The sequence below is a fragment of the Caulobacter sp. Root1472 genome (assembly GCF_001426985.1).
Taxonomy (GTDB): Bacteria; Pseudomonadota; Alphaproteobacteria; order Caulobacterales; family Caulobacteraceae; genus Caulobacter; species Caulobacter rhizosphaerae.
In genome coordinates this window covers 1-23,481 of the sequence record NZ_LMFX01000029.1, presented here as the reverse complement: position 1 = coordinate 23,481, position 23,481 = coordinate 1, and the positions used below count along the sequence as shown (strand labels likewise).

21 protein-coding genes and 2 pseudogenes are annotated in these 23,481 nt (G+C 64.6%); 16 read left to right on the top strand and 7 right to left on the bottom strand.

Annotated elements, in window-relative coordinates; genetic code table 11:
• Positions 1–31: 31 nt before the first annotated feature.
• Complete coding sequence (locus ASD47_RS18230; protein ID WP_156402312.1) at positions 32–349, bottom strand: hypothetical protein; 318 nt, start codon at positions 347–349, stop codon at positions 32–34.
• Between the two features lie 286 nt (positions 350–635).
• On the opposite strand from ASD47_RS18230, the pseudogene ASD47_RS28295 reads away from it, so the two are divergent.
• Positions 636–821 (top strand): annotated as a pseudogene (locus ASD47_RS28295) (hypothetical protein); the annotation flags it as partial.
• A gap of 246 nt (positions 822–1,067) precedes the next feature.
• Here the strand turns inward: ASD47_RS28295 and ASD47_RS18225 are convergent.
• Both ASD47_RS18225 and ASD47_RS18220 read right to left on the bottom strand, forming a co-directional pair.
• On the bottom strand, positions 1,068–1,415 hold the full coding sequence (locus ASD47_RS18225; RefSeq protein WP_056759575.1) for a hypothetical protein: 348 nt from the start codon (positions 1,413–1,415) through the stop codon (positions 1,068–1,070).
• A 947-nt stretch (positions 1,416–2,362) separates the two neighbouring features.
• A complete protein-coding gene (locus tag ASD47_RS18220) occupies positions 2,363–6,655 on the bottom strand; it encodes an RHS repeat domain-containing protein (RefSeq protein WP_056759573.1) in 4,293 nt (1,430 codons plus the stop codon).
• A gap of 156 nt (positions 6,656–6,811) precedes the next feature.
• Between ASD47_RS18220 and ASD47_RS26230 the strand changes: the two genes are divergently transcribed.
• Complete coding sequence (locus tag ASD47_RS26230) at positions 6,812–7,276, top strand: DDE-type integrase/transposase/recombinase (protein WP_235525949.1); 465 nt, start codon at positions 6,812–6,814, stop codon at positions 7,274–7,276.
• On the opposite strand, the gene ASD47_RS26715 is transcribed toward ASD47_RS26230, so the two are convergent.
• The 3 genes from ASD47_RS26715 to ASD47_RS18205 form a co-directional block, all read right to left on the bottom strand.
• Complete coding sequence (locus tag ASD47_RS26715; protein WP_156402311.1) at positions 7,273–7,851, bottom strand: hypothetical protein; 579 nt, start codon at positions 7,849–7,851, stop codon at positions 7,273–7,275. The genes ASD47_RS26230 and ASD47_RS26715 overlap by 4 nt on opposite strands.
• 183 nt (positions 7,852–8,034) lie before the next feature.
• Entirely contained in the window at positions 8,035–8,433 is a 399-nt protein-coding gene (locus ASD47_RS18210; protein WP_056759568.1) for a hypothetical protein, read from the bottom strand.
• Positions 8,434–8,662: 229 nt separating this feature from the next.
• Entirely contained in the window at positions 8,663–8,839 is a 177-nt protein-coding gene (locus tag ASD47_RS18205) for a hypothetical protein (protein ID WP_156402310.1), read from the bottom strand.
• A 790-nt stretch (positions 8,840–9,629) separates the two neighbouring features.
• Here ASD47_RS18205 and ASD47_RS27060 point away from each other — a divergent pair.
• From ASD47_RS27060 to ASD47_RS18140, 13 genes are all read left to right on the top strand, one after another.
• Positions 9,630–10,007, top strand: coding sequence for a hypothetical protein (locus ASD47_RS27060; protein WP_162251673.1), 378 nt, complete (start codon positions 9,630–9,632; stop codon positions 10,005–10,007).
• On the top strand, positions 10,004–10,561 hold the full coding sequence (locus ASD47_RS27055; RefSeq protein ID WP_056759558.1) for a type II secretion system protein: 558 nt from the start codon (positions 10,004–10,006) through the stop codon (positions 10,559–10,561). Before ASD47_RS27060 ends, ASD47_RS27055 begins: the two co-directional genes overlap by 4 nt.
• 8 nt (positions 10,562–10,569) lie before the next feature.
• Positions 10,570–11,355 carry a hypothetical protein gene (locus tag ASD47_RS18190; RefSeq protein ID WP_056759556.1) on the top strand — a complete coding sequence of 262 codons (786 nt, stop codon included), beginning with the start codon at positions 10,570–10,572 and terminating at the stop codon, positions 11,353–11,355.
• Complete coding sequence (locus ASD47_RS18185) at positions 11,352–11,870, top strand: hypothetical protein (RefSeq protein WP_056759554.1); 519 nt, start codon at positions 11,352–11,354, stop codon at positions 11,868–11,870. The genes ASD47_RS18190 and ASD47_RS18185 overlap by 4 nt, the downstream gene beginning before the upstream one ends.
• Complete coding sequence (locus ASD47_RS27050) at positions 11,846–12,376, top strand: hypothetical protein (protein WP_056759552.1); 531 nt, start codon at positions 11,846–11,848, stop codon at positions 12,374–12,376. The genes ASD47_RS18185 and ASD47_RS27050 overlap by 25 nt, the downstream gene beginning before the upstream one ends.
• Before the next feature lie 25 nt (positions 12,377–12,401).
• Positions 12,402–14,339 carry a type II secretion system secretin GspD gene (gene gspD / locus ASD47_RS18175; RefSeq protein ID WP_162251671.1) on the top strand — a complete coding sequence of 646 codons (1,938 nt, stop codon included), beginning with the start codon at positions 12,402–12,404 and terminating at the stop codon, positions 14,337–14,339.
• Positions 14,320–15,075, top strand: coding sequence for a hypothetical protein (locus ASD47_RS18170; RefSeq protein WP_056759548.1), 756 nt, complete (start codon positions 14,320–14,322; stop codon positions 15,073–15,075). The genes gspD and ASD47_RS18170 overlap by 20 nt, the downstream gene beginning before the upstream one ends.
• A gap of 5 nt (positions 15,076–15,080) precedes the next feature.
• Positions 15,081–15,458, top strand: a complete 378-nt coding sequence (gspG, locus tag ASD47_RS18165; protein ID WP_235525950.1) for a type II secretion system major pseudopilin GspG — start codon at positions 15,081–15,083, stop codon at positions 15,456–15,458.
• Positions 15,455–16,198 carry an A24 family peptidase gene (locus ASD47_RS18160; protein ID WP_056759544.1) on the top strand — a complete coding sequence of 248 codons (744 nt, stop codon included), beginning with the start codon at positions 15,455–15,457 and terminating at the stop codon, positions 16,196–16,198. Before gspG ends, ASD47_RS18160 begins: the two co-directional genes overlap by 4 nt.
• Positions 16,195–17,889 (top strand): GspE/PulE family protein, encoded by a 1,695-nt coding sequence (locus ASD47_RS18155; RefSeq protein ID WP_056759542.1) that lies wholly within the window; start codon positions 16,195–16,197, stop codon positions 17,887–17,889. Before ASD47_RS18160 ends, ASD47_RS18155 begins: the two co-directional genes overlap by 4 nt.
• Entirely contained in the window at positions 17,882–19,087 is a 1,206-nt protein-coding gene (locus ASD47_RS18150; RefSeq protein WP_056759540.1) for a type II secretion system F family protein, read from the top strand. Before ASD47_RS18155 ends, ASD47_RS18150 begins: the two co-directional genes overlap by 8 nt.
• 242 nt (positions 19,088–19,329) lie before the next feature.
• Complete coding sequence (locus ASD47_RS18145; protein WP_056759537.1) at positions 19,330–19,674, top strand: hypothetical protein; 345 nt, start codon at positions 19,330–19,332, stop codon at positions 19,672–19,674.
• Between the two features lie 131 nt (positions 19,675–19,805).
• Positions 19,806–20,111, top strand: coding sequence for a hypothetical protein (locus tag ASD47_RS18140; protein ID WP_056759535.1), 306 nt, complete (start codon positions 19,806–19,808; stop codon positions 20,109–20,111).
• Between the two features lie 210 nt (positions 20,112–20,321).
• Here the strand turns inward: ASD47_RS18140 and ASD47_RS26215 are convergent, their stop codons facing one another.
• A complete protein-coding gene (locus ASD47_RS26215) occupies positions 20,322–20,696 on the bottom strand; it encodes a hypothetical protein (protein WP_156402309.1) in 375 nt (124 codons plus the stop codon).
• A 615-nt stretch (positions 20,697–21,311) separates the two neighbouring features.
• On the opposite strand from ASD47_RS26215, the pseudogene ASD47_RS18135 reads away from it, so the two are divergent.
• Positions 21,312–23,481: pseudogene (locus tag ASD47_RS18135) on the top strand (hypothetical protein); the annotation flags it as partial.

Sequence of the window (23,481 nt, the reverse complement as noted above, 5' to 3'; positions counted from 1 at the left end):
GGAACGAGGTTTCCGGATGGTCTCGCCGTGCTCAGAAATCGCCGACGTGAAGTAGGGCCTGATTGGGCGAGCCGGTCTTGGATGAGGCGTAGATGACGATTCTCTGGCGGCTGACCCGAGCCGATAGAAACGCCGCGAACTGGGTCCGGCCACCGTCGGTGGTGGTGTTCATCCAAAAGTTGGTGCAACAGCCGGCCCAGGTTGGATCCACCTCGTTCAGATTGCGCAGGTAAACATAGCCGTCTGGAGTGACCAGGTATTTCACGACGGAGGCGTCCGGGATCACCAACAGATCATTGGCGTGCGCCATGGAGGGCAGTGCTGCAGTCAAGCAAAGGGCGGCAAGCATGAGCCCCAGCCGTCCTCCTCTCTGGAACGTGCCGCGCTCTGGCTTCGAGCTACGGTCTCCTCCGCCCAGACGGATTTCGGCACGCTTAGAGCCTCGCGCATCGCAAGCATTCAGACAATTCATCAAAGGCCTATCCCCCAGCCGTTCCGTCGGGTCATATTGCTAAGCTTGTCACACACTTCAATCATGGGATGCAACGCCGCCGCCGCGCCTCGAAACCCGACAATCCAACCAAGGCTCTGCGATGAGCCGATCCGGACAGCGCCTGCGCTAGAGCTGGGAGCACCAGGTCACCCTCACCGACATCCGCCCAGGCAACCCGGACGGTGAGTATCCGCGCTACATCGCGGATGAGCGCGGGGCCCCGCCGGAAGACTGCGGCGGCATTCTACGGCGCTCTCGAAATCCTCGCCGATCCCAAGCACCCTCACCATGCCGAGACAGCCGACTGGTTCGACGGCTAGGACCCTGACATTATCGACGAACTCGTCCTCAAGATCGCTCTCAGCCGCATCGCCCGCAGCCGACGCGGTCTATCCGCAACCGCAGACCGCCTTGGCCGGCGGGGCGGTCGGAGGCTACGCCTTGGACACAGTCTGGAAGGCGACCCGCAATCAGGCCTCGACGACCAAGCCCGTCCATCAGACGGGCGGCGCGGTGATCCGCGACGCTACGGCCGGGACGCGGCCGTCATGATGGTGGTGGCCCGGTTTCGCTGCTAGTTATTGTTGATCTGGACGACGGCGACGCTGCAATTGCTGTCGTCGACGCTCACGTTCAGGGTCTTGCCGCTCGCCAAGGCCGTGACGAGCAGAGAATATATCGCGTTCACATTGGCGGTTTTGGCGACCGCGTCAGGGCCTCGCGCATACCACCTCAGAAACGTGCTCGCCGGGCAGGCCCCGACGGGCTTGTCGATCCAGAAGGCCACGGAGTCTGGCATATAGCTGGGTTCGATTAGCGTCACGCGCGTGGCGTTCACCGACACCGCGGCGGCGTGAGCCGGCGTTTCGGCGGCGGCCGCCAGCATCAAGGCGGTGATCAAGATCGAGCGGAGCCTGGACATGAGAGCCTCGTAGGGTGTGCTCGCGGTATAGCTTAGAGCGATTTAGCTTTGAAGGACCCTTACGCTCGACATTGCTGGATCGCCCCGCGAGAAGGCCTTGACGATGCTCTCAAGCCAACCGCCGAGACGCTTGGGGTGTTGGCGCAGGTTGAAAGTGGTCGGCTAAACTGTTGAATTTTGGAGAGCGGCCAAATCGCGCAATTCAGGGACAAAACTTAGCGCCGTCCCCTCGCCGCGCTTTCCAACTTAGAGCCGTCCTCTCGTCTGCGCCAATTGCCATCGCATGCTTCACAGAGGGAAGAAGCTACCGACCCTGGATGAACTCAGAGCCCAACTCGCTACGTAGACCGACTACAGTTCGCTGCAAGCCGGTATCCGCCATCACCGGCACATGCGGACGACAAAACCGTTCGCCTTGGATCGTGACGGACTCGCAGCACCTCCTGCCGCGCCCGTTCCTTGTCGCTCATGATTCCGAACCGCCATCCCTGGCCTCCAGACACCACGCTGGAAGGGTGACATGCCTAACTGGCACGGGGGTGAATTCTCATCCGGTCGCTACACGCATCATCCCAATCCAAACGACTCATATTCGATGTTCGGATATTCAAAACAGACCACCTCAAAACATTCATCAGGCGTCCAGACGCCAAAAAACATCGGTGGATCTTCCGATAGACGGCTTCTCAAGACCAATTCTGATATTTGATTTTTTTTTATTCTAAATGCGCTCGAAGTTTTCCCATCATCAGAAACTATTCTCTCCTTTTCATACCGGGAAATCTCTTCAAAAAAGTCACTCTCCTTGTAAAAAAAGAACGACCTCACGAAGGTGAATTCTATTCTTTCAATTCCCTTCTGCGTATTTTCCAATGTAATTACGCATTTTCCATCCGAAAACACAAAAGAGTTCAGATAAAATGTCGACATTGTAAAACTAACCCCCACTAGTAATGCTGCTTATCGCCATATCGGAACTTGTCTGTATTGCGATTCCTGCCATTTCCGCGCGTAACCTCAACGGTCGGGCGACCGTCGTCACTGTCCGGCCTCACGGTAATATTTGCACCGTTCGGCGTCTGCCCGGTCCGCATTCCGTCTCCGCGATCTTTCACCGTATCGGGATCCACGCTTGCGTCAAAATCCTCGTTGGCCTCGGCGAAGCCCCCGGGTTTTCCGGAAACCTGGTCGGTGGCCCCTTTGCCCGGTCGCTCCACGGTCGCCCCGTCCTGAACGGGCAGGCCGTCAGATGGACGCCCAGCTTCTTCATTGCGATGTATTAGATTTCCGACGACAGAGCTGGCGCACATGCCATTCAGCACACACGCAGAGGTGATGACTCCGCGCATGCCGACAACCAAGCCGGCCGCAGCGGCGTCGTGGCAGGTTTTGGACATCGCGCACAGGCCAACCGCGGCGCCTATACCCCCGCCGACAAGCGCTCCGCCGCCACATCCGACTTCGGATGTCACAACGCATCCCAGCACCGCGCCGGCCCGCGCCGCCTGCGCGACCTGCGTCCCCGTCGGGTCGCTCCGGTTCAGCGGATCGTTGCCAACATAGGCGTACCAGTTGAGCCCATCGTCGTAGCCGATGGGATCGGTTTGGAGGAATCGGCCAAGAGTCGGCGAGTAGATGCGGGCCTTGTAGTGGTACATGCCTAGCTCGGGCAGCCAAGCCTGGCCGGTGTATTGGAAGCGCCCGACGTTCGCGGCGGCGGGGATGCCGTATTCGTCGTAAGTGTTGACGTTACTCACGGCGCCGGCGGCGTCGGCGATCGCGACGATCGAGCCTTGATGGTTCGTGTAGAGGTACCTTGGAGACGCGGTCGAGGCGCCCTCATACCAGATCAAGGGATCGTCGGCGCCATCGGCGTGGACATAGCGGCGCGCCAGATTGCCCGCCGCGTCGTACTCGGCGGTCAACTGGTCTCCGTCGTAGAGGTAGCGGGTGGCGGCGGTGCTGTTGCTGGAGCTCTGGAACAGCCGGCCGAGCGGGTCCCAGACCAGTGTGGCGCCGTTAGGACCATTGATCAGGCGATTTTCCACGTCATAGACGTAGGTCCCTGAACCGTCCGAGGTCAGATTGCCATTGGCGTCATAGGTGTAACTGGCCGGGCCGACGGACATATACTGGTTTAGTCCGTTGACCGAATAGCCGCGACTGGCGATCGAGCCGGTGAAATCATACGCGCTGTTGCTCAAGGTTCGGTTGAGCATCTGGTTGGCCGGATTATAGTCGAAGGTCGAGGTGACGTCGTAACCGGTCCCGCCGACATCATGCGCCAAGGACGTCAGGCGAGACACGCCGTCGTAGCCATAGGTCGTCGGCGCGTTCCAGTTCGCGATCACGGCGTTCCAGCGCGACAGCACGCTCGATCGACCGAACGCGTCGTACTGTGGATAGAAGCCCGGCGTCACATCATTGAGGCTAGTGTAGTAGACGCGGTTCAGGCTGTCGCGGTTGTAGGTGATGAACTGACCGTCGGGATAGGTCATCCGGGTCCGGACGCCGCTGGCGTTGTACAGATGGCTAAGGGTGCGGATGACCCCGCCCATATTGGTGGTCGACGAAGTCAGGCGGCCTAACCCATCATAGGCGCTGACCACCCCCTCGCCCGAGGGGCCGTCGAAGCGGGCGAAGGTCTGCAGGCCGCGCAGGTCGTAACCGTAATGGACATCCCGCGTCGCCCAGGCCGGCAGGCCCGAGCCGTCCGGGATGATCTTGGAGGTCATCCGGCTCAGTGCGTCGTAGCCATAGGTAATGGTGCGGCCGTCACGCTTCTTCAGGCTGATACGATTGCCGTTCGCATCATGGCCATAGGCCTCGTAGTCGGTCGCGCTGACCTGGCCCGGCGTTGACGGCGACGGGAAGTTCCAGGCGGCCAGCCGGTCGAACCCATCATAGGCCATCGACGTCTTGTTGCCGTTGGCGTCCGTCACGGCGGTTTGCTTGCCGTTGTCCGAATAGGTGTATGTCGCATAGGCCTGCTCCAGCGGCGTACCCACGCCGCGCCGCACCTGTGTCACCTGGCCGGCGAGGCTGTAGACGTTACGTGTGATCCGGTCCGGTCCGTTGCTGCCTTCCACCCCGAGGGAGCAAGCCGACGCCGGCAAGCTGGAGAAGGCGGCTGGGTTCATTCGCACCGCCGTGCATTCGAGGCGATCGGACGCGTCATAGCTGAACTGCGTTAGTTGAAAAGTCGTCCCGTTGGACGACCGGGCGGTCCTGATCTTGCGGCCGGTGGAATCGTAGCTGTTGGCGATTGCCTCCTGCACTGTCAGGCTGGCCAGGGCGCTGGCCGTCGTGCCAATCACCGTGCCCTTCTCTTCAAGCAGCACACGGTCGTCATCGTCATAGGCGACCCGCATAGCCAACCGCGCGCCCGTGCCTGGGTCTGGGCTGATTTCGCCGGTCAAACGCCCGGCGGCGTCATGGACGTAGTGCGTGGTTCCCCCGGTTGGGCTGGTCACCTGAATCAGCAGCCCCGCGTCATTATAGACGTAGCTTGTCGTGGCGGACGTTCCATTCGACTGGATGGTTTCGCTTTCGGGCAGGAAGGTCGCGTTCCAGTACGCCTTCGACACCACGACCTCGTCGGCCGTACCGGTGCAGCTGGCCGCCGTCATGCATTGCGAGATCTGGCTCAGGCGATAAATCGTACCGCCGCCGGTGTTGTACGAAGCGTAAGTGTAGCGTTTTTGCGGCCGCACATTGTTCGCGTCCGCCGGGAGCGTTTCCGTCAAGACCCCGCCGTGCACCGAATCGTAGGTGAAGTCCGTCTGATTATTGTTCGCGTCACGCACCCAATTGGGCTTGTTGCAGGTGACGGGATTGGCGCAGTTGACGTCATAGTCCGCCTGGTAAACCATCCGGTTGGAGCCTTGCCCCGGCTTGACCACCTCCGTCACCGCCGTGACGTTGTCACGCCCGTCCCGCGTATAGATGTAGCCGTTGTCCTCCGGATACAGACCCTGGGTCGGCGAATGCATCGCGTTGTACTGAAAGGTCGTCTCCTTCGACAGCTCGTCGCGCTGAAGCGTGATGTCGCCCGACGACAACGAACCGCCGCAACCACTGTACGGCTGCAGGAAGGGGTTCTGCGTTGGCAGGCTACGGCTGAATCTCGTCCCTCCGGTCGGCGTCGACGCCGTGATCTCGCGCGGCGTGCTCGCGGCGTAGTTATAGCTGTAGTTCCAGGTCACGCCGCCCCGCGTGACCGCCCCCACATGCCAACTGCCAGTCGCTGCGTCGAACGTCGGATCGGCAGTGATCGTGCTCTGCACGCCGCCTGGAGACACCACCCGAGACACAGTGGAAATCGTGTAGTCCGTTACGTTGCAGTGGATGGTGGTCGGCGGCGGCTTCGACTTGAACTCCATCAGGAACGTGCGGTTGAGATCGTCCTTCTGGGTCACGGTCACCAACGCCCCAGGAGCATTGAACAATCCGGTCTGGGTCGTCTTCAGGCTGCGGATGAACGTGCTCTGCTTGAACAGCCTGAACGTCGCGCTGGCGTAGCCCGGCGCGAACCGTGTCCACATGATGCCGGGCGTCGTGGGTATCGGCCAGCCAGCGGTCCAAGGTTCGGAGATCGCGAGACTGTAGCCCAGATTGCTCGATACGGTCGACGTAGCGCTGTAGGTTCCGTCAACGGACTCTCCAGTTGCCGTCGATGAGAAGGTCAGCGTCTCGCCATTGGGATATCTGACGACCTGCGCCGGCGCGACGCCGCTGAACCCCGCATTGTTGCAATCGTCGTCGCTACAGGGTGAGATGATCTGCTTGATCATCTGGTAGAAGACGATCTCGACGCCGTCCCGGCCGCGGAAGGTATAGTTTTCGTCCACCGACCGGGTCAGCCTCGATCCATCGGCCTTCGCCACCTGGGTGCAATCGCCAAAGCCCTGGCAGCGGAACAGAAGCGATATTCCGCCAACGCTGACCGAGATCTCGCGATCATCGGGATTGACCCCGATCGGAGCGTAGGTGCTGTCCCAGACATAGATGTTGAGGCTGAAGGACCCGTTCCGGCCATTGAACAGATGCTCGACGTCCAGCCGGCTCGCCCCCGGGGCGCGCATCGAGAAGGGCGACTTGGCGATAAAGGCGCCCGAGGCGACATCGACGCCGTTCCTATCGGGCTGGACGTCGATCACGGGGACCTGGACCGTGTCCGCCTGCTGCGCGAAGGCTGGCGTTGTCGCGGCGGAGACCGCCGCCATGGCCAAGACCGCCATGAATGACAACATTCGAAGCAAGCCAGACATCATGGCGATTCACCCCCAGCACAAGTCAACTAAGCTCGACCCTACGGAGGCGGCCCGCGACAATCAACCCAGAGGCGATAAATCGTCAGAACTTGCGTTGCATTCCTCGAGAGAATGCCGAAAAGTATGGAAACGGGGCCCAGTAAGTTCGTCTTCCACGTGGACGAGATGGTCTGTTCGGTTGGCGGGCGTCGGACGTATCTCTGGCGCGCCGTTGATGACGAGGGCGAGGTGCTTGACCTCGTGCCGAAGCGCCGGCGCGATACGAACGCTGCGCTGAAACTCTTGAGACGCCTGCTGCGCCACCAGCCCGCTGATCCGGTTTCGATCACGACCGACGGCCTCGGTTCCTACACCGCCGCGCTGAAGGAACTGGAGTTGATTGATCTCGATCGTCCCGGTCGATTGCGCGAACACAACCGAGCCGAAAACTCGCGTCTGCCGATCCGGCGACGAGAGCGCAAGGTGCAGGCTTCAAGTCCCGGGCCTCCGCCCAACGTTTCCTCACCACCTGAGCGGCGATCATCTATCTCATGTAGCTCCTCGAAGCTGATCGTGATCCTCCCTCGTTTCAGTGGACACCCATGCTAGCTTTTCGGAGCTGGAGAGGAGTGTGTGATGAGCGTGAAGCGTCGGGTCGGATCCGCGCCACGTCGCCAATCGACCTGGGTGTCTACCGCAACTTGGGAGTCGATCGCGACGGGGAACACTTGATCGCCGACGACCGTCACGCGAACATCCGCCAACTTGGGAATCTTGTGCTGTACAATGATCGGCGCGGCCGCCATGGCGCGGGGATCCACGGGTGCGGTCGTATCCCAGCGACTCGTAAAGACCACTTGCTCCCTCGCCCCTTCGATCAATGCTTTGCGGAGCGGTTTGACAATCGAGGCAGCTTGGCGCGCCAGCTTGAGCGCCGTTGGCAAGTCGTTGGTGATAACGGTCGGTGGAATGTCAAAGCCGAGCACAGCGGCGCGGTGAAGTTGATGAGGTTTATCCTCGGCACGCAAGATCGCCCATGGCGCATTCAGCCATCGCCCGTCCAGCCGAGTATAGAGGCTCTTGAGCAGGGCGCTCCACTCGGCCGCGCAATAGTCGCGCCGGCCGCCATGCACGTCTGGATCCGGTATTGGCGATCCCGGCCGGCGGAAATAGACGGCGCGCACGTCGCGGCCGTCGAGTGCCCGGTGGCCGGCCTCCAGCGACCACTCCAGCGTCCCGCCGCCAAAAACGGATACGTGCGCTCGGAAGATCTTCGGTGTTCAAGCGGAAATGCGCAAGCCCGCGTCGCTGAAGCTCCAGGACGACAAAGTCACTCGTTAGGTCGCGCCTGTTGGTGACGACTAGGATCACGCGGCAAAGTCGAGCGCCGAACGGCCCTCCAAGCCCTGGATGTCCTCCTCGTCGTCCCTCTCTATCTGGGCGAAAGTTTTGGTGGCGATCTCCAAAAGACCAAGGCCGTGGATCTCCTCGTCATCCTCCTCGACGCGAACCCGAGTCTTGGTGGCGAGCTCTAAAGACAGACCCCAATCGTCGTCATCGTCCTCGACCTGAACCTTGGTTTTGGTCTGAATCTCGGAGTTGGCACGATCCGTCTTAATGATGGGCTGTTCGACGCCGTCAACCACGACCAGCCAGACCTGATGAACCTCGCAATAGCGGCCGTGGATGGTCGGTTCGCCCAGTCGATCCGTCGGATAGCGCATCAGGAACGGCTCCAGAGGCGTCACGGGCTTCGAGTCTGTCATCAGGTTTCCTCGGCTTAAGGTTAAGCCAACGACGAACGCTCTTGGTCACAAGAGAGCTTGCCTGAAACGGAGAAATCTCACCTCCTGCGACCGTCTCGCAAAGTTGACAATGCAAACTTCAAACAGGGTCATCTCTAACCTCCAACGACATGGGGCCCGCCCAACTTGCCCCAATTCTCGTCTCGCACGGTCTTGTGGCAAGCCGGTTCCCTCGTTTCCATACGATGTTCTAGGGAAACGCCACTCTCCACCTTCGGGCGGCAAGACCGGCATAGGGGGCGCAGGCCTGAAGGGCGCGGACGGCGGCGCGTTCGGCCAGCAAGGTCTGGGGATCGGCAGGGGCGGAGATCTTGCGAACCGCCTGGGGCGGCGTGGCCAGGCCGCCGTCGCTGCCAATCTCGACCATCAGGACCGCCTTGCGCGGGGCGGCCGCGCGCCAGCAGGGCGCCACTCGGTTCCAGAGGTCGCCTGCGGGGGGCGAGGCGGGGCGCTGGCCTACAATGGGCAGCGAGGCAGCGGCGTACAGGTCGATACCCTCAGCGCCTTCGCCTGGGGCCAGTCCCTGGTCCGCTTGGCTTGAGCCGGAGGCGCCCCCACGACCGGCGGCGACACGGGTCGCGCCGGACGGGCCGCCGGAAGCCGGGTGACCGGCTGTCGACGGCGACGAGGGGGCGGCGGCCGATGCCGACGGCGGCGTGGCGGCTTGGAGGGCGAGCAGATGATCGAGACCTTCGCCCGCCAAAGCATCGGAAGCAGATGGCCGCCCCGAGAGATCGGGGGCGGCGGATGTCGCGGCCGGCGAGGCTGTTGGCGAGGTCGCGGTTCCGCCGGGCGCCTCGCTCACCAGGGTGACGCCGACGACCCCGGAGCCGACGGCGACAGTGTGGGTCCGTCCGCCCAACAACAATACGGCTAAGATGATCAGAGCGTGGCCGCCCAGGGCGGCGAGCGCGGCGGTGGCGCTGACCTTGTCTTCGTCAGGCGTGCGGGAACTCAATCCTGACATGGTGCGGCGCGGGCGACTTGTTCGGCTCTCGGAGGGGCGTGCGTCCAACGGTAGCGATCCGCGGGCCCTGGGTCCATCTGTCCCTACAACTAAGGAGACACCGACTGTTCATCTGCCTGCGTGGCGTGATATCAAGGACATGGAAGCCTTGCTTCCGGGGTAGGCGCGCTGAGGCGCGGAGTGGGGCGGTATGCGTCAGGAACCAGGTCCATGCGGGGACCAGGGCGGCTTTGCGGCCGTCGATGCGCTTGTCGCCGTGACGATCCTGTCTTCGAGCTTGGCCCTGTCTCTGATGGCCGCGCAGGTCGGCGCACGGGCCAGCCGCGCGGCCGGCCAAACCCGCGACGCCGAAATGCTGCTGCGCGAGCGCCTGGAAAGCACGGCGGGCCAGACTGGCGTCTGGAGTGGTCGCGAAAGGGGTCTGGACTGGCGGGTGGAGGCCCATGTCTCGGGCGCCGCGCCGGCGCGCCTCGCGACGCCTTGCACGCGTGTCGCCTCGGTCAAGGCCGGCGGCCGAACCTATCGCATCGCCACGGTGGACATCTGCTCGCCCGAGACCGCCGGATGACCGACGACGGCTATACCTTGGCCGAGATGCTGGCGGCGCTGGCCATCCTGGGCATGGCGGTGGGCGGTCTTGGTCTGGTCACCAGCCTGATTGCTCGCCAGCAACTGGCGGCCCATCGCGTTTCGATCCGCTTGGTTGAGGAGCGCGCCGCAGACCGCGCCCTGGGTCTCTGGCTGGCCGAACAGGATCTCGCGACCCTAAACGGCAATGACCGGCAGGTTTCAGCTGCCTGTGGCTCGACGACCTGCTTTGCGCGGTTGGAGGCCGACAAGGCGCGTACGGTGCTGATCCTGCAGGGGCGTTCGGGGGCGGAGCGGCGGCTTCGCCTGCGCCAGCCGCGCCTGAGGTTCGGCTATAGCGACAGCCTTGGCCAAGTCGCCGTCTGGCCTCGCCCCACTCGTGATGAAGGCGAAGCCAAGTCCCTCACGCCGCAGGCGATCGTGCTGGCCACGGCGAACAAGGCGCCCTTGGCCGTGGCGCGGGTCTGGCCGCGCGAACCCCGTGACTGTCAGTTCGACGCCATCGTCGGCGCCTGCCGGGCTGTAAGCCGATGAGAACTCCCTTGGACCTGCGATTGGTTGAGCCCGACGATCTTGTGATCGGCGAGCTCTCCTATGACGAGGTCGTCCGTGACGGGGGCGCCGACGTCATCCAGCCTCGCGTTTTTGCCCGAGCGGTGCACGCGCCTGCCGGTTGGCCCTGGGAGCAGGCGCGAGCGGCCCAACTGGCCGCGCGTCACGAGGCCCCGTTGCCGATCGACCAGGTGCATCTACGGCTCAAGCGTCTGGCGCCGTGGCGTCCGGCCCAGGCTGCGCGGTTCGCCGCCTGCTATGTGCGTATCTCCGAGATCAGAGAGCGTTTCGAGACCCGGGTCGAAGTCGAGGGGCAGTCCGTACTGGTGGCGTTCGAACCGCCCGAAGTCTTGGCCCGGCGGGCGAGGCGATCGCTGCTGGTAGGGGCGGGGGCGGCGGTCGTCGCCGCCCTGCTGTTCGTCTCGGTCGCCGGCGCCCTATTGGCCCGCACTCAGGGCGAGGAACAGCTGGCGGCCTTGGAGCACGACGCGGCGGTGAAGCTGCAGCGGGCGGAGGCGGCCCAGTCGGTTCGGCGACAATCTGCCGCCTTGGTGGCGGCCTCGCCGGGCGAGACGGTCGCCGGGCCGCTGGCGGATCTGGCCTGGGCCATGGCGGCGCGTGCGCCCGACGCGCGTATCCAGGCTTGGCGCTGGGATCATGGCGTCAGCCGCGTGGAGGCTCGCGGCGAAGTCTCGCCGTTCGCCGATGCCCACCGGACGGTGACCCGCGAAGGAGCGGCCGTGTGGCGGATCGAAGCCGAGGAGGCGGGACGATGAGCGGGAGGCGGGCCAACGGCCCCGGCCTGGCGGTCGCGGCCGCGACGATCGGTGGGGCCGCGGCCATTGTCGCCGCCACCGGCCTGTCCGCCTTGGCGCGGCCGGACGATCGCGCCGCGCGACTGGCCGAGGTGGAGCGCAAGGTCGACCGCATCGAAATCCTGCAACGCGGCGCCGGCGATGGCGGCCAGAACTACCCGCGCGGCGCGATCTGTCGTGAAGGCGTCGGTCTCGGCGCCGGCGCGGTCGAGCAGAGGCTTCGCGCGGCGCTGGGCCAGGCCAAGCTGGCGTCGATCGCATTCGAACCCTCGACGCCGATCGGCGACAGCCTGCTGGCCGTCAACTTCCGCTTCGAGACCGTCGGCCCCTACGAGGACGCCATGGCCGTGCTGCGCGAGCTGGAGACCGCGCGCCCGACCCTGTTCGCCGATTCCGTCGACCTGGTCTCCAAGACCTCCGCCGTTTCCCTTTCGTTTTCTGGACATTTCTATTGCTCGACCTCCGCACGCCTCTGATCCCGATCTGCGCCGCGACCGGTCTTGTTCTAGGCGCGACCGCATGGCTGGCGGCAGGGCGCCAGGACGTGCTGGCGCCCGTCGAGGCGCGCCTGGCGAGCTTGCGGTCGTCCGACGGGAGACCCACGCCGAACGGCGGCGCGCCGTTGCTGCTGGGCCAGCCGTTGTTCCCGCTGTCGAGCGGCCTCAACGCCGTGCGCGATCCAGCCGTGAGCGTGCTGGGAATATCGCGCATGCCCGGGCGGGCCGCCGCCCTGGTGGCCATCGATGGCAAGCCGCCCGTCTGGCTGGCGCGGGGCGAAAGCCGCGACGGGGTGGTGTTGAGCGATGTCGGTTCCGGTCGCGCAACGCTCGACCTGCCACTGGGGGGGCGCACCTTGCGGATCGGCGAGGCGACGGGGCCTGGTCCGGCGAATCCGACGTCGGCGTCCCCGCCCAGCGACATACCCCCGCCCGGCTTCAGATCGCCCCCGCCGCCCGCCAGCGCGCCTGGCTTGGGTGGCTGAACCCGTGTCTTCCATAAAGTTTTCCATGACGCCCAAACGCGTACTTTGCCTGGCCCTCAGCGGGGCCTGCTTGTCTCTTGCGTCGCCAGGACCGGTCCTTGCCGCTGCTCCGGCTCCGCCGCCGCAGGCCGAGCGTCCTGAGTCCTTCACCTTCGCTTTTCGCGACGCCGATATCGCCCAGGTGGCCGAGGAGATTCTCGGTAACGCCTTGGGCGTGCCCTACACCGTCGATCCTGGCGTGACTGGCAAGGTGTCGTTCCGGATCGATCGGCGGTTGACCCGGGCTCAACTGCTTGAAGCCTTCGAGGCGGCCTTGGCGGTCAATGATGTGGCCCTGCTGCGCCAGGGCGACAGCCTGGTGCTGGCGCCGCGCGACAAGGCGCGCTCATCAGCCGCGCTACGCGATCCCGGCGCGATCAGTGGAGGGCGGCGAGGCGGCTACGACGTCGTGGCCGTTCCGCTGTCATTCTCGACGCCTACCGAAGTGGCCAAGGCGCTGGAGGCTATGACCGGTTCCAAGGCGGTGCTCTATTCCAACGACAAGCTCGGCTTGATCGTGCTGGGCGGATCGGGCTCGGAGCTGCAGTCGTTGCTCGAAACCATCAAGATCCTGGATCGCAACGTCTTTGAAGGCGCGCGCATCCGCTGGTTCGACCTGCACCAGGCTGCGGCCAGCACGGTGTCGGCGGACCTGGCCAAAATCCTGTCGACGGCCGGGGTCCAGGGCGTATCCGTTTCGCCTCTCAGCCGGCTGAACGGCTTGATCGTCTCCGCGCGAACCGAAACGGCGATGAACGAGGTCGCCGGTTGGATCGTCCGGCTCGATACCCCTTCGCGCGATCTTTCTACCCAACTCTACGTCTACCGCCCGCGTAGCGCCTCCGCCGGATCTCTGGCCGCCACTCTCTCCCAGGTCCTGTCGACCGGCCAAGGCGGGGGAGGATATAACGACCGTCAGTCCGGCCGCGAGACATCCCGGACCGACGCCGTCCCGGTGACCAAGGACGATGGCGCGACGTCCAGCGGCGGCGAGGGCGGCTCCGAAGGTCAGAGCGAGCAGAAACTCGAAGACGGTGTGCGCATCGGCGTGGACCGCGACAGCAACACCCTGATCATCCGCGCGCCGGCCGCGCGCTGGATGAGCCTGCAACAAACCCTGGCGGAGATTGATCGTCCGCCCAGCCAGGTGATGATCGAAGCTTCGATCATCGAGGTCAGCCTGACCAATGATTTTCGGTTCGGCGTGGACTGGTCGGCGGTGAGCGGCAACGGCAAGCTCGGGGGCAATTCGGTCTACACCGACAACGGCGTGATCGGCCCCAAATTTCCAGGCTTTTCGATCACCTATCTGGGCGGCGACATCGACGCGGCCATCAACGCCCTGGGCTCGCGCACGGCGATCGACGTGGTCTCCGCGCCCAAGCTGATCACCCTGGATAACCACAAGGCGCGTTTGCAGATCGGCGACCAGGTGCCGATCGTCACACAGACGGCCACGGACACCACCACCTCCTCGCCGGCCATCGTCAACACGGTGGAATACCGCGACACCGGGGTGATCCTCGAGGTGACGCCGCGCATCAGTGGCGACGACAAGGTGGTGGTCGACATCGCCCAGGAGGTCAGCGGGGTGGCCAAGACCGTCACCTCCGGCATCGACTCCCCGACCATCCAGCAGCGCAAGCTTTCCAGCACCCTGGTCCTGCAGGACGGCGCGGTCGTCGCCCTGGGCGGTTTGATCAGTCATCGCCGCAGCGATTCCGATAGCGGCGTTCCAGGCCTCAAGGACGTCAAGCTGCTGGGCAATCTCTTCAAGTCCAAGTCCAAGGAGGGCGCGCGCACCGAGTTGGTGGTTTTGTTGACCGTCAGGATCATGCGCGATCCGGCCGCCTCCGGCCTGATGACGCGCGACCTGCTGGCCGACATGCGCGAGATCGAGAGCCGTGGCCTGCTGCCGCACTAAGGAGCACGGGGACGCCGGCTACGCCACGGCCGCGGCCCTGACCGTCAGCCTGGCGATCGCCATCCTGGCGGCGGCCCTGGTGGCGCGCGGTATTGCGATCCTAAAGCTGGCGCGAGCCGACTATCGGCGCAGCCAGGCCGAGTACGCGCTTTCTGGGGCGCATGTTCTCGCGGTGGCCCGGCTGCTCGGCAGCTCTCGTTCAGGGCGATTGGCCTGGAGCGTCGACGGGCTGGATCCGCAAGGTGTCAGCCTGTTAGCCGAGCCCGAGGCGCCCAAGCTGGCTCTGGCCGCGGCGGGAGGGCTCGATGACAAGGCGTTGACGGCCTTGGGCGCGAGCGACCCTAGCGCGGCGCGGCTACGACTGGCGGGGTTGGCGGCGGCCAGCGCGAGCCCGAACGAGATTGAAACCGCCGACGGTGGGGACGCCTGGCGGGTCTGTGCGACCAGCGCTATTTCGCCGTGGGGCGCATCTGAGGTTCTCAGATTGGCCGCGACGCACGAACCTGACCAAGACCCCGGCGGCGCCCGGGTAGGGCAGATCTGGCGGGTGCGGGCCAACACGCAGGACGGCTGGACGGACGAGCGGATTGTGAGATTGATCGGGCGGGCGCAAAGCCCCAGCGCGATGATATGGCGGCGCTTCGGGCGATCCGCAGGGAAGGGCGTGACATGCGACAAGATCATCGAGGCTTCGGCCGGCGTGGGCGGTCCGGACGGGATGCGGGCTACACCTTGACCGAGATGCTCGTGGTCATCGCCATCATCGGCCTGATCGCCGCGGTGCTGACCCCCAGCCTCATGGGCCAGCTGGGTCGGGCGCGCGTCAAATCGGCCCAACTTCAATTGGAGTCGGTCGCCGCCGCAGTGGAGATGTTTCGCTCAGACGTCGGGCGCTATCCGACCGCCGAAGAAGGCCTCGGCGCGCTGGTTGACGAGCCCGCCGACGTCGAGGGATGGACCGGCCCCTATCTCAAATCAGCCAGCGCCCTGAAGGATCCTTGGGCCGGCGCAATCCATTATCGGGTTGTCGACGACCAGGGCTTCGAGGTCGTCAGCTTCGGCTCCGACCGCAAGGCCGGCGGCACGGGCACAAAGCGCGATCTGGTCGCGCCCAAATGAACTTTGGCGCGTTCATCGCCGCGCTGCCGCTGGGGGCGGTCATCGGCAGTTTCGCCGCCACGGCCGGTCTGCGGTGGGTTCGCGGCGAGCAGGCGCTGAGCGGGCGCTCGCGCTGTGACGCCTGCGCGGCGCCGCTCGGGTTTGGCGCCACGATTCCGATCCTGTCGTATGTCCGATTGGGTGGGGCCTGCGCCCATTGCCGGGCTCCCATCCATCCGGGACATTTCGTCGGCGAAACGCTCGGTGCGACCCTGGCCGTGGCCAGCGTGGCGCTGTTGCCCATCGGGCCGGCCTTGGGCGTCGCCGCTCTGGGCCTGGTGTTGATCGCCGCCGGCGCCGCCGATGTCGCCAGTCGCCGGCTGCCGGACCTGGCGAGCGTTCTGACCGCCGTTTTGGGCTTTGGCCTGGCGCTGGTGCGAGCTCCGACGGCCTTGCTGGCCGGACTTGCGGCGGCCGCCCTGACCGGCGCGATCCTCCTCCTGCTGCGCCGGAGCTTCGCGGCCCGGCGGGGCGATCCAGGCCTTGGCCTGGGGGACGTCAAACTGGCCGCCGCCTTGGCCCTGTGGCTAGGGGCGACGACCCCCTGGGCCCTGGCGCTGGCCGGATTGATCGGCCTGGCGCAAGTGCGTCTGTTTAGGCCGGCCGATGGCAGGATCGCTTTTGGCCCGATCCTGGCGGCCAGCGGCTGGTCGGTCGGACTGGCGTTGCAGGCCGGCCTCTTGGGAGATATGGCGCCATGACGGCCGTGGGCAGACCATCGCGGCCGGCTGCGCGCGCGCGCCTGGTGGAGGCCTTGATCGAGCGCGGCCTGGTCGAAGGGGCCGCCATCGCCCGCGCCGAGCTTGTCGCCTTGCGCACCGGTCAGCCGGTCGAGCAGGTGCTCAACCAATTGGGCGTGCTGTCGGACGAGGATTTGGCCGAGGCGTACGCCCAGGCGACGGGCTGCGAGATCTGGGAGCCGCGCCTACGTCCGGCCGTCGTCGAGATCGCTGACCTGGGCGTCACCGCCGATTTCCTTCGCCGCGCTCGCCTGCTGCCGCTCGACGAGACCGGATCGGTCCTGGCCTGCGCCGCCTGCGATCCGCTTGATGACGAGGCGCTAGCCGGCCTGGTCTTCGCCACCAACCGGCCAGTCAGCGTCCTGGCCGCGCGGCCGGGTGAGTGGCGCCGCGCCTTCGATGACCGCTACGGCGCCGAAACGGCTGCGCCGGCTGAAGCAATCGACGAGCGCCGCCTGGCCCGCGAGATCGACCAGGTATCCGACGGCGCGGTCGAAGGCGGCGGTGCGCGTCTGGTGGCCGAGGCCTTCGAGGCGGCGATTGCTCTGGGAGCCTCCGACATCCATTTTGAGCCGCGACGCCACGATCTTCGCGTGCGCCTGAGGGTCGATGGCCGGATGCTGGACCATCGGGTGGTAGACGCCGATCTGGCCGCGCCGGCGGTGTCTCGGATCAAGGTGATCGCCAACCTCAATCTCGGCGAGCGTCGCCTGCCGCAGGATGGCCGCACTTCCTTCGTGATCGGCGGCAAGTCGGTCGATGTTCGCGTCGCCACCGCCCCGACGGTGTTCGGTGAGGGCGCGGTGCTGCGAATTCTCGACCGCAGCGCGGTGCCGCTCGACCTGGACGGCCTGGGATTGGCCGGGGCCGTCACCCAGGTGCTTCGCAAGGCGGGACGCGCGCCGCACGGGATTTTCCTGATCACCGGCCCCACCGGCAGCGGCAAGACCACGACGCTCTATGCTCTGCTAGAAACGTTCACCGGCTCACCCAAGAAGGTGCTCAGCGTCGAGGACCCGGTCGAATATCACTTCGATCACGTCTCCCAGACCCAGGTCGCGCCCCAGTTGGGCCTGACCTTCGCCGCGGCTCTGCGTTCGTTCCTGCGCCAGGACCCCGATGTCATCCTGGTCGGTGAAATCCGCGATCCAGAAACTGCGGCCGTGGCCATCCAGGCTGCCATGACCGGCCACCTGGTGCTGGCCTCGATCCACGCCAACGACGCCCTGGCGGTGGTGCCGCGCCTGCTGGACATGGGCGTGGAGCCCTACCAGTTGGCGGCGGCGTTTCGAGGTGCGGTGGCCCAGCGACTGGTCCGGCGGCTGTGCCCCCACTGTCGGCAGGCCGGGGCGCCGACCGAGGCGGAGTTGGCCTTTGTCGTCGACCGGGGCCTGCCGGCGCCCATGCGCACCTTCCGCGCCCAGGGCTGCCCGGCGTGCAAAGGCGTCGGCTTTCGCGGTCGCGTGCCGATCGCCGAAGCCTTCCTGACCAATGATGTCCTGCTCAGGGCTGTCGCCGATCGCCAGCCAGGCGCCGAGATCGCGCGCCTGGCCCATGCGCAGGGCTTGGCCAGCATGGCGGCCGACGGTCTGGACAAGGCCCTGCGCGGCGATACCACGCTGGAGGAAGTGATGGGCGCGGTCCATGACTGATGGTCAAAACTTCGCCTATGTCGCGCGCGGGGCCGACGGCAAGCGTGTCCGAGGCCAGGTTCCGGCGCCCAGCGAACAGGCCGCTTTCGAACGCTTGCGTCGGCAGGGCCTGTCGCCGCTGAAGCTGCGGCCAGCGCGAAGCCGGGCCGGCGGCAGCGGCCAGGGTCTTCAGGATCGCGAAAGCGCCGAGATCCTGCTCAGCCTGGCGGATCTCCTGAGCGCTGGCGCGGACATGCGTACGGCGCTGAACGTGCTATTGTCACGCGCTCAAGGCTCGCGCGTCGCCAACGCCTGTCGCCGATTGCTGCAGGACATCAGCGCCGGTGAGGCGCTGGATACGGCCTTCGCCCGCACGCTGGCGCCACGCCACGCCTTCGTGGCCGCCCTGGTGGCGGCGGGCGAGGCGGCCGGCGACCTGCCCCAAGCGCTGCGCAGGGCCGGCGAGATGCTCGAGGCCGCCATCAAGCTGCGCCAGCAACTGATCGCCGCCCTGGCCTATCCGTTGTTCGTCCTGATCAGCACCCTGGCGGCGGCGGGCGTGATCTTGCTGGCGGTCGTGCCGTCGCTGGAGCCGCTGGTCAGCGAGGGCGGCGAGGCGAGCGCGCCGATCCTGTCGGGCCTGCTGGCGGCCAGCCGCCTGCTGCGCGAGCAGGGCGTGGTGCTGGCCGGGGGTCTGGGCGTTGCGGCCGTCCTGGTGGCGGGTCTCGGACGAGCCGGCCTGTTGCGCGGGCCCCTCGACCGGTTGTGGCTCACTGGACCCTGGCGGCGCACCAGCTGCGCCCTGGCGTTCGGCGGCTTCGCGATCTCACTGGGCGTGATGCTGAGCGCCGGGGCGCCCATGAGCGAAGCCCTGAGATTGGCCAACCGCGGCGTGCGCTCGGACCTGGCCAGGAGCCGCCTGCAGGTCGTATTGCAGCAGGTGCGCCAAGGTGTATCGCTTTCGCAGGCCCTGCTGGGCGTGAAGAACTTTCCACCGACCATCGTGCGGCTGGTGTCGGTGGGGGAATCTACGGGCGCTCTGGGCCGCATGCTACGGCGCTCGGGCAAGCTGGAGGAGGACGCCGCGGTGCGCGATATCGAGGCGGCGGCCCGGTTGCTTGGGCCGGCGTTGATCGTCCTGCTAGGCGGCCTGATCGGCCTGATGATGGCCGGACTCCTGTCGGGCGTGACTGAGTTGGGGCAAGCGGCGCTGAACTGAAATCTGGATCGTTGGGCCTGGGAGTGACGCGCCCGGACCCACAGTCGTGTTGAACGGCCGAATATCTCCGTCACGCCTCTTGACGTGCAGCATGATCATAAGGTCAAGCTCTGCATGAGCAGTATTTAGGCGACGTTTACAGGATTAAGGGCGCCGAGATTTTATGGCTCGCCACGCCTTGCGCTTGCGTCCCAGCAGAGCGTCTGGGCGGTCATCTCCGAGGTGGACGAAAGGAAATACAGTTGGCCAAGAAGCTGCTGTTCCTCATTACGATTGCGTCCGCTCTGGCGAGCGTGTCGACGGCGCACGCGTCGCTCGCCCAGGCGGGAACCGTGTATCAGATCACGACCACGGACACCGGGGTGGTGTACTTCTGGCAACGCGGGACTCGGAACGCTCAGCCAGCGTGCGGCGCCTCGTTCCCCGGCCGCTGGGCGTTCAATGCGACCACGCCGGCGGGGCAGTCGATGTTGGCCCTGCTGATGTCGGCCAACGCCAGCGGCAAGTCCGTGGTCGTTGCGGGTAAAGGCGCCTGCGATGTGGCGGGCGACACAGAAAGCGTCAGCTATATCTATATCGCCGACTGACGGGCTTTCTTCCGCGAAGGTCCAGCCGTGCGTTCCGCCCGATGCGGCTCTTGCGTTATTTCGTAAATATTACCCAGGATTTGCAAGTGGGGCTCATTATGGCTCCCTGACCGTTTTGTTGGAGAACTCTAATGAAAATCGTCCTCGCCGCGCTCGCGTCCACAGTGCTGGTTGCGACGCCCGCAGCCGCCGCCGAAGGATTGGTGCAAAGTGATCCGGCGACGTGGCGTCTTCAGAACTATGTCCCAAACACGGTCATGGCCTTTTTTACGGGAAGCTCGTGCCTGGACGGACGCCTGTCGTTCTCGACGAGCGCGACCATTCAAGACAAAGATCGCTTCTTTTCGATGGTGCTTACCGCCCGCGCCACGGGCCGGAAGATGGGCGTCTATTATGAAACGACCACTTGTGAAATCAATTCGTTCTATATGTTCTAAGGGGCAGCGTTAAGGTACGGTCTCAGGATTTAGTTCGCCAGCAGCAACGCGATCTTGCCCTCAGGCGCACCGTCTTGGCCTGGGCCAGATCATTCTCATGTCGGTTGGCGGTCGTTGCTATGACGCCGCCATAGACTCCGCCCATGCGCCGACCATGCGACCCTCTCGTCTCCGCCATCCTGCTATGGCTGCGCTGAATGTGAATTCGTCCTAGTCCACAATACGGAAGTAGTTGATGGCTTCGGTGTCGGGCCAGTCCGCGCAACTTCCCATGCCGACTATCACGATCTTCTTGTGCTGGGCTTGAGCACTCAATAGGGCCGAGAGTTGCGCTTGGCCGGCTACTGTGCCCGCGTTTAGCGACCAGCCATAACCCGGGCCGTGGCAGGCTGGGGGCGTTCCCGTACGCACGCCGGTGTGAGAGAAGATCACCACGCCGTTGCGCATTGGCATCACGCCAACCACGTAACCTTCCGCGGCGTCCGTCGCCAGGGCGGGCGAAGCAATCGCGCAGATCGCCAAACAGGCGGCAGCTAAGGCTCGCTTCAGCCGAACCGTCGCGGAAACTGGGCTGCTGTTGCTCATTGATGAGCGCCTTTTCATCCATGTGCATCTTGGGAGAGACACGCGGCTTCATACAAGAACGTGGCCTCATGGCAAAGTTTCTGGTCGTCGCACCAGACATCGCCGGCAGTGGAGGGCGAGCACGCTCTCGGAGCGGGCGGGCGTGTTCACGATCGGTTTCCGGCGCCTATTTGGGCGGACCTGAAATGAGATGGGACATGTTTTTCCGAAGGCGATCTTGGCTACGCGCTGCCGGGCAGCGAGAACGTCTAGAGCCTTCGCTGCCTAGGTGCGCTGGCGTTGGCTGGCCGCGTGCGCGATCAGGACGGCGCCATCCGGTCTCTGGCGCGTCCCTTGATCAACCATCTGGGCCGCTGATCGTCTTTATGGTGACCGCGTCCGGGGGACGCTGAACTAAAGACCGCCGCGGCTCGCACGAGGATTTTCCTGGTGCAACCCTGCCGATCTTCGGTACAAGCTTGGCTCTAGGGCTGGGCGGGGATTCCGATGCGATTGCTGTTGGGCGCGCGCCTATGTCCGCGTCGACAAGGTTGGCGTGCGATGATGGTTGATGCCGCAGGGGCCGCTACCAGATCGCGACGCCGTTTCTTCAAACAGTTTACAACGAAGAGCCCCATGGTTCGCTACTCCACAAGGCAAGCGGTGCTGGCCGTATTCGCGGCGATCTGCTTAGGTTCTCCGGCCACCGCGCAGTCGATCAGCGGCGTGGTCGTGCCCAAGGTCACGATGAGCGACCGAAACGGCGTCGATCTCAGCAATGGGACAATCATCACCGATGGTGGGACGATGACGATCGGGCTGGCGGACGCGCCCGCCTTGTCCCAGAAAATCCTGGCCACCTATTATGACAGCAGCGAAGTGCCGCGTTACGGCTATCTTCGCCAGGAGGCCTGTCCGATCGGGCCGGGGAATTGCTACGGCTTCAAGCCAGAAGTCAGTGTCCGAATCGGCGCTCGCGAGCTGGTGGTCGGATTTAGCGGCGACTGCCGCGGCGACTGCGACGTCCGACTAGATCTGGTCTCCAACAATTGGGTCTTGACCGACAATGCCGGCAAGCAGTGGATTTTCGACAACAACCCGGTGGTCGATGGTGGCGCCGCCCCTCAGCCACGCACCTTGGGCTGGCTGCGTGAGATCCGGTCGAAGAACGGCGAGAGACTAACCTACAACTATCAGGGTACGACTGTACGCTCGATCACCTCTAATCTTGGATATCAGATCAACTACCAAGACCTGGGCCAGGCGGTCGCGTCGTTCCAACTGACGAACTTGGCATACGAATACTGCGACAAGTTCGCGTCGACCTGTCCCAACCAAGTGGCGAACTGGCCGAAGGCGCAGCTGTCGGGAACCTACAACAACTATCAGATAACAGACGCGCTAAGCCGCGTGTCCAGCTTCTCGACCGCTGAGACCAGTTCGACCGAGCAACTGGTGACGCTGACCACGCCGATGGGCGTGGCCAGGAAGATCTGGCGGGTCTCGCTGACGGCGAACGGGCCTAAGGTGCTTGTGCGCCGGTTCGAAGATCCGACAGGTTGGACCGATTACGCATTCAGCATTGGATCTAATCAATTCAATTCGGTCGGGGATTGGAAAGTTCTTAAGTCGTCGGCCACAAGATCGTCTGGGGCCGTTACGCGCTTCAGCATGGACGACGCGGCTCTGGCGGCGGCCAGCAACAATACCTGGACGACGAACAAGCCGTATAAATCGATCCTGACGGACGAGAACCAGCACAAGACGATCTACCAGTTTTCTCAAGTCCGGACCTCGGGATCGGCGCTGTGGCTCGCTAACAGCAAGATCTACAAGGTGACGACGCCTGAGCAATCGGAAACGACCATGTCGTATCTCGATGAACGAGAGCGACCGACCTCCGCTGTTCAATCGCAGAAGCCCGGCTATGGAACCGAAGTCATTTCGACCTCAGCCAAGTTCTTCGACACGACGGAATTTCCCGAGTGCGCCAGCTGGCTCAAGTGCACCGAACCAACCTACACCCTGGATGCCCGCAACAACCGCACTGACTACACCTACTACGAGGACTCCGGCCTGCTGAAGACCGCGACAGGCCCGGCCGGTGCGAACAACGTCCGGCCGCAGACCCGCTATCGCTACGAGCAGCGTCAGGCGGTGTTCAAGGATGCGTCCGGTCAAGCCGTCGCCTCGACCACCTCTGTCTGGAAGCTGGTCGAAACCTCAACTTGCAGGACCAAGACCTCCTGCGCGGGAGAGGCCGACGAGCTGAAGACGACTTACGAGTACGACGCCAACCTGTTGCCCGTAAAGGAAACCAAATCCTCTGGCGACGGCCTGCTGGTGTCGATCGTCACCAAAACCTATGATCCGGTCGGCAATCTCGCATCGGTCGATGGTCCGCTGCCGGGCGCCGACGACACAACCTACTACTTCTACGATGCCGGCCGACAGCTGGTGGGAACAATCACCGCAGCCTCTCCGGCGAACAGGGCGACCCGGACTTTCTACAATGATGACGGCCGACCGACGCTGATCCAACGTGGCACGGCCTCCGGCCTAACCAAGGCGGCGCTCGATACGATGACGCCCGTGGAAGAACAGACCTTCGGTTACGACGCCGCCGGTCGGAAGGTGCGCCAAGACAGTAGGCCCTATGGCGGCGCGACCCATGCGATGACGCAATACCGCTACAACAATGACAATCGCCTGCAATGTGTCGCGGTGCGGATGAATCCGGACGCTTTCGGTGCGCAGCCGGACGCCTGTGTTCCGGGAACGGCGGGGACGGACGGTCCTGACCGGA

Excerpts from the sequence above, each read along its gene's own strand:
- ASD47_RS18230 (WP_156402312.1), bottom strand. The coding sequence starts at position 349 with ATGCTTGCCGCCCTTTGCTTGACTGCAGCACTGCCCTCCATGGCGCAC.
- ASD47_RS18225 (WP_056759575.1), bottom strand. The coding sequence starts at position 1,415 with ATGTCCAGGCTCCGCTCGATCTTGATCACCGCCTTGATGCTGGCGGCC.
- ASD47_RS18220 (WP_056759573.1), bottom strand. The coding sequence starts at position 6,655 with ATGGCGGTCTTGGCCATGGCGGCGGTCTCCGCCGCGACAACGCCAGCC.
- ASD47_RS26230 (WP_235525949.1), top strand. The coding sequence starts at position 6,812 with ATGGAAACGGGGCCCAGTAAGTTCGTCTTCCACGTGGACGAGATGGTC.
- ASD47_RS18210 (WP_056759568.1), bottom strand. The coding sequence starts at position 8,433 with ATGACAGACTCGAAGCCCGTGACGCCTCTGGAGCCGTTCCTGATGCGC.
- ASD47_RS18205 (WP_156402310.1), bottom strand. The coding sequence starts at position 8,839 with ATGGTCGAGATTGGCAGCGACGGCGGCCTGGCCACGCCGCCCCAGGCG.
- ASD47_RS27060 (WP_162251673.1), top strand. The coding sequence starts at position 9,630 with ATGCGTCAGGAACCAGGTCCATGCGGGGACCAGGGCGGCTTTGCGGCC.
- ASD47_RS27055 (WP_056759558.1), top strand. The coding sequence starts at position 10,004 with ATGACCGACGACGGCTATACCTTGGCCGAGATGCTGGCGGCGCTGGCC.
- ASD47_RS18185 (WP_056759554.1), top strand. The coding sequence starts at position 11,352 with ATGAGCGGGAGGCGGGCCAACGGCCCCGGCCTGGCGGTCGCGGCCGCG.
- gspD (WP_162251671.1), top strand. The coding sequence starts at position 12,402 with ATGACGCCCAAACGCGTACTTTGCCTGGCCCTCAGCGGGGCCTGCTTG.
- gspG (WP_235525950.1), top strand. The coding sequence starts at position 15,081 with ATGCTCGTGGTCATCGCCATCATCGGCCTGATCGCCGCGGTGCTGACC.
- ASD47_RS18160 (WP_056759544.1), top strand. The coding sequence starts at position 15,455 with ATGAACTTTGGCGCGTTCATCGCCGCGCTGCCGCTGGGGGCGGTCATC.
- ASD47_RS18155 (WP_056759542.1), top strand. The coding sequence starts at position 16,195 with ATGACGGCCGTGGGCAGACCATCGCGGCCGGCTGCGCGCGCGCGCCTG.
- ASD47_RS18150 (WP_056759540.1), top strand. The coding sequence starts at position 17,882 with ATGACTGATGGTCAAAACTTCGCCTATGTCGCGCGCGGGGCCGACGGC.
- ASD47_RS18140 (WP_056759535.1), top strand. The coding sequence starts at position 19,806 with ATGAAAATCGTCCTCGCCGCGCTCGCGTCCACAGTGCTGGTTGCGACG.
- ASD47_RS26215 (WP_156402309.1), bottom strand. The coding sequence starts at position 20,696 with ATGAGCAACAGCAGCCCAGTTTCCGCGACGGTTCGGCTGAAGCGAGCC.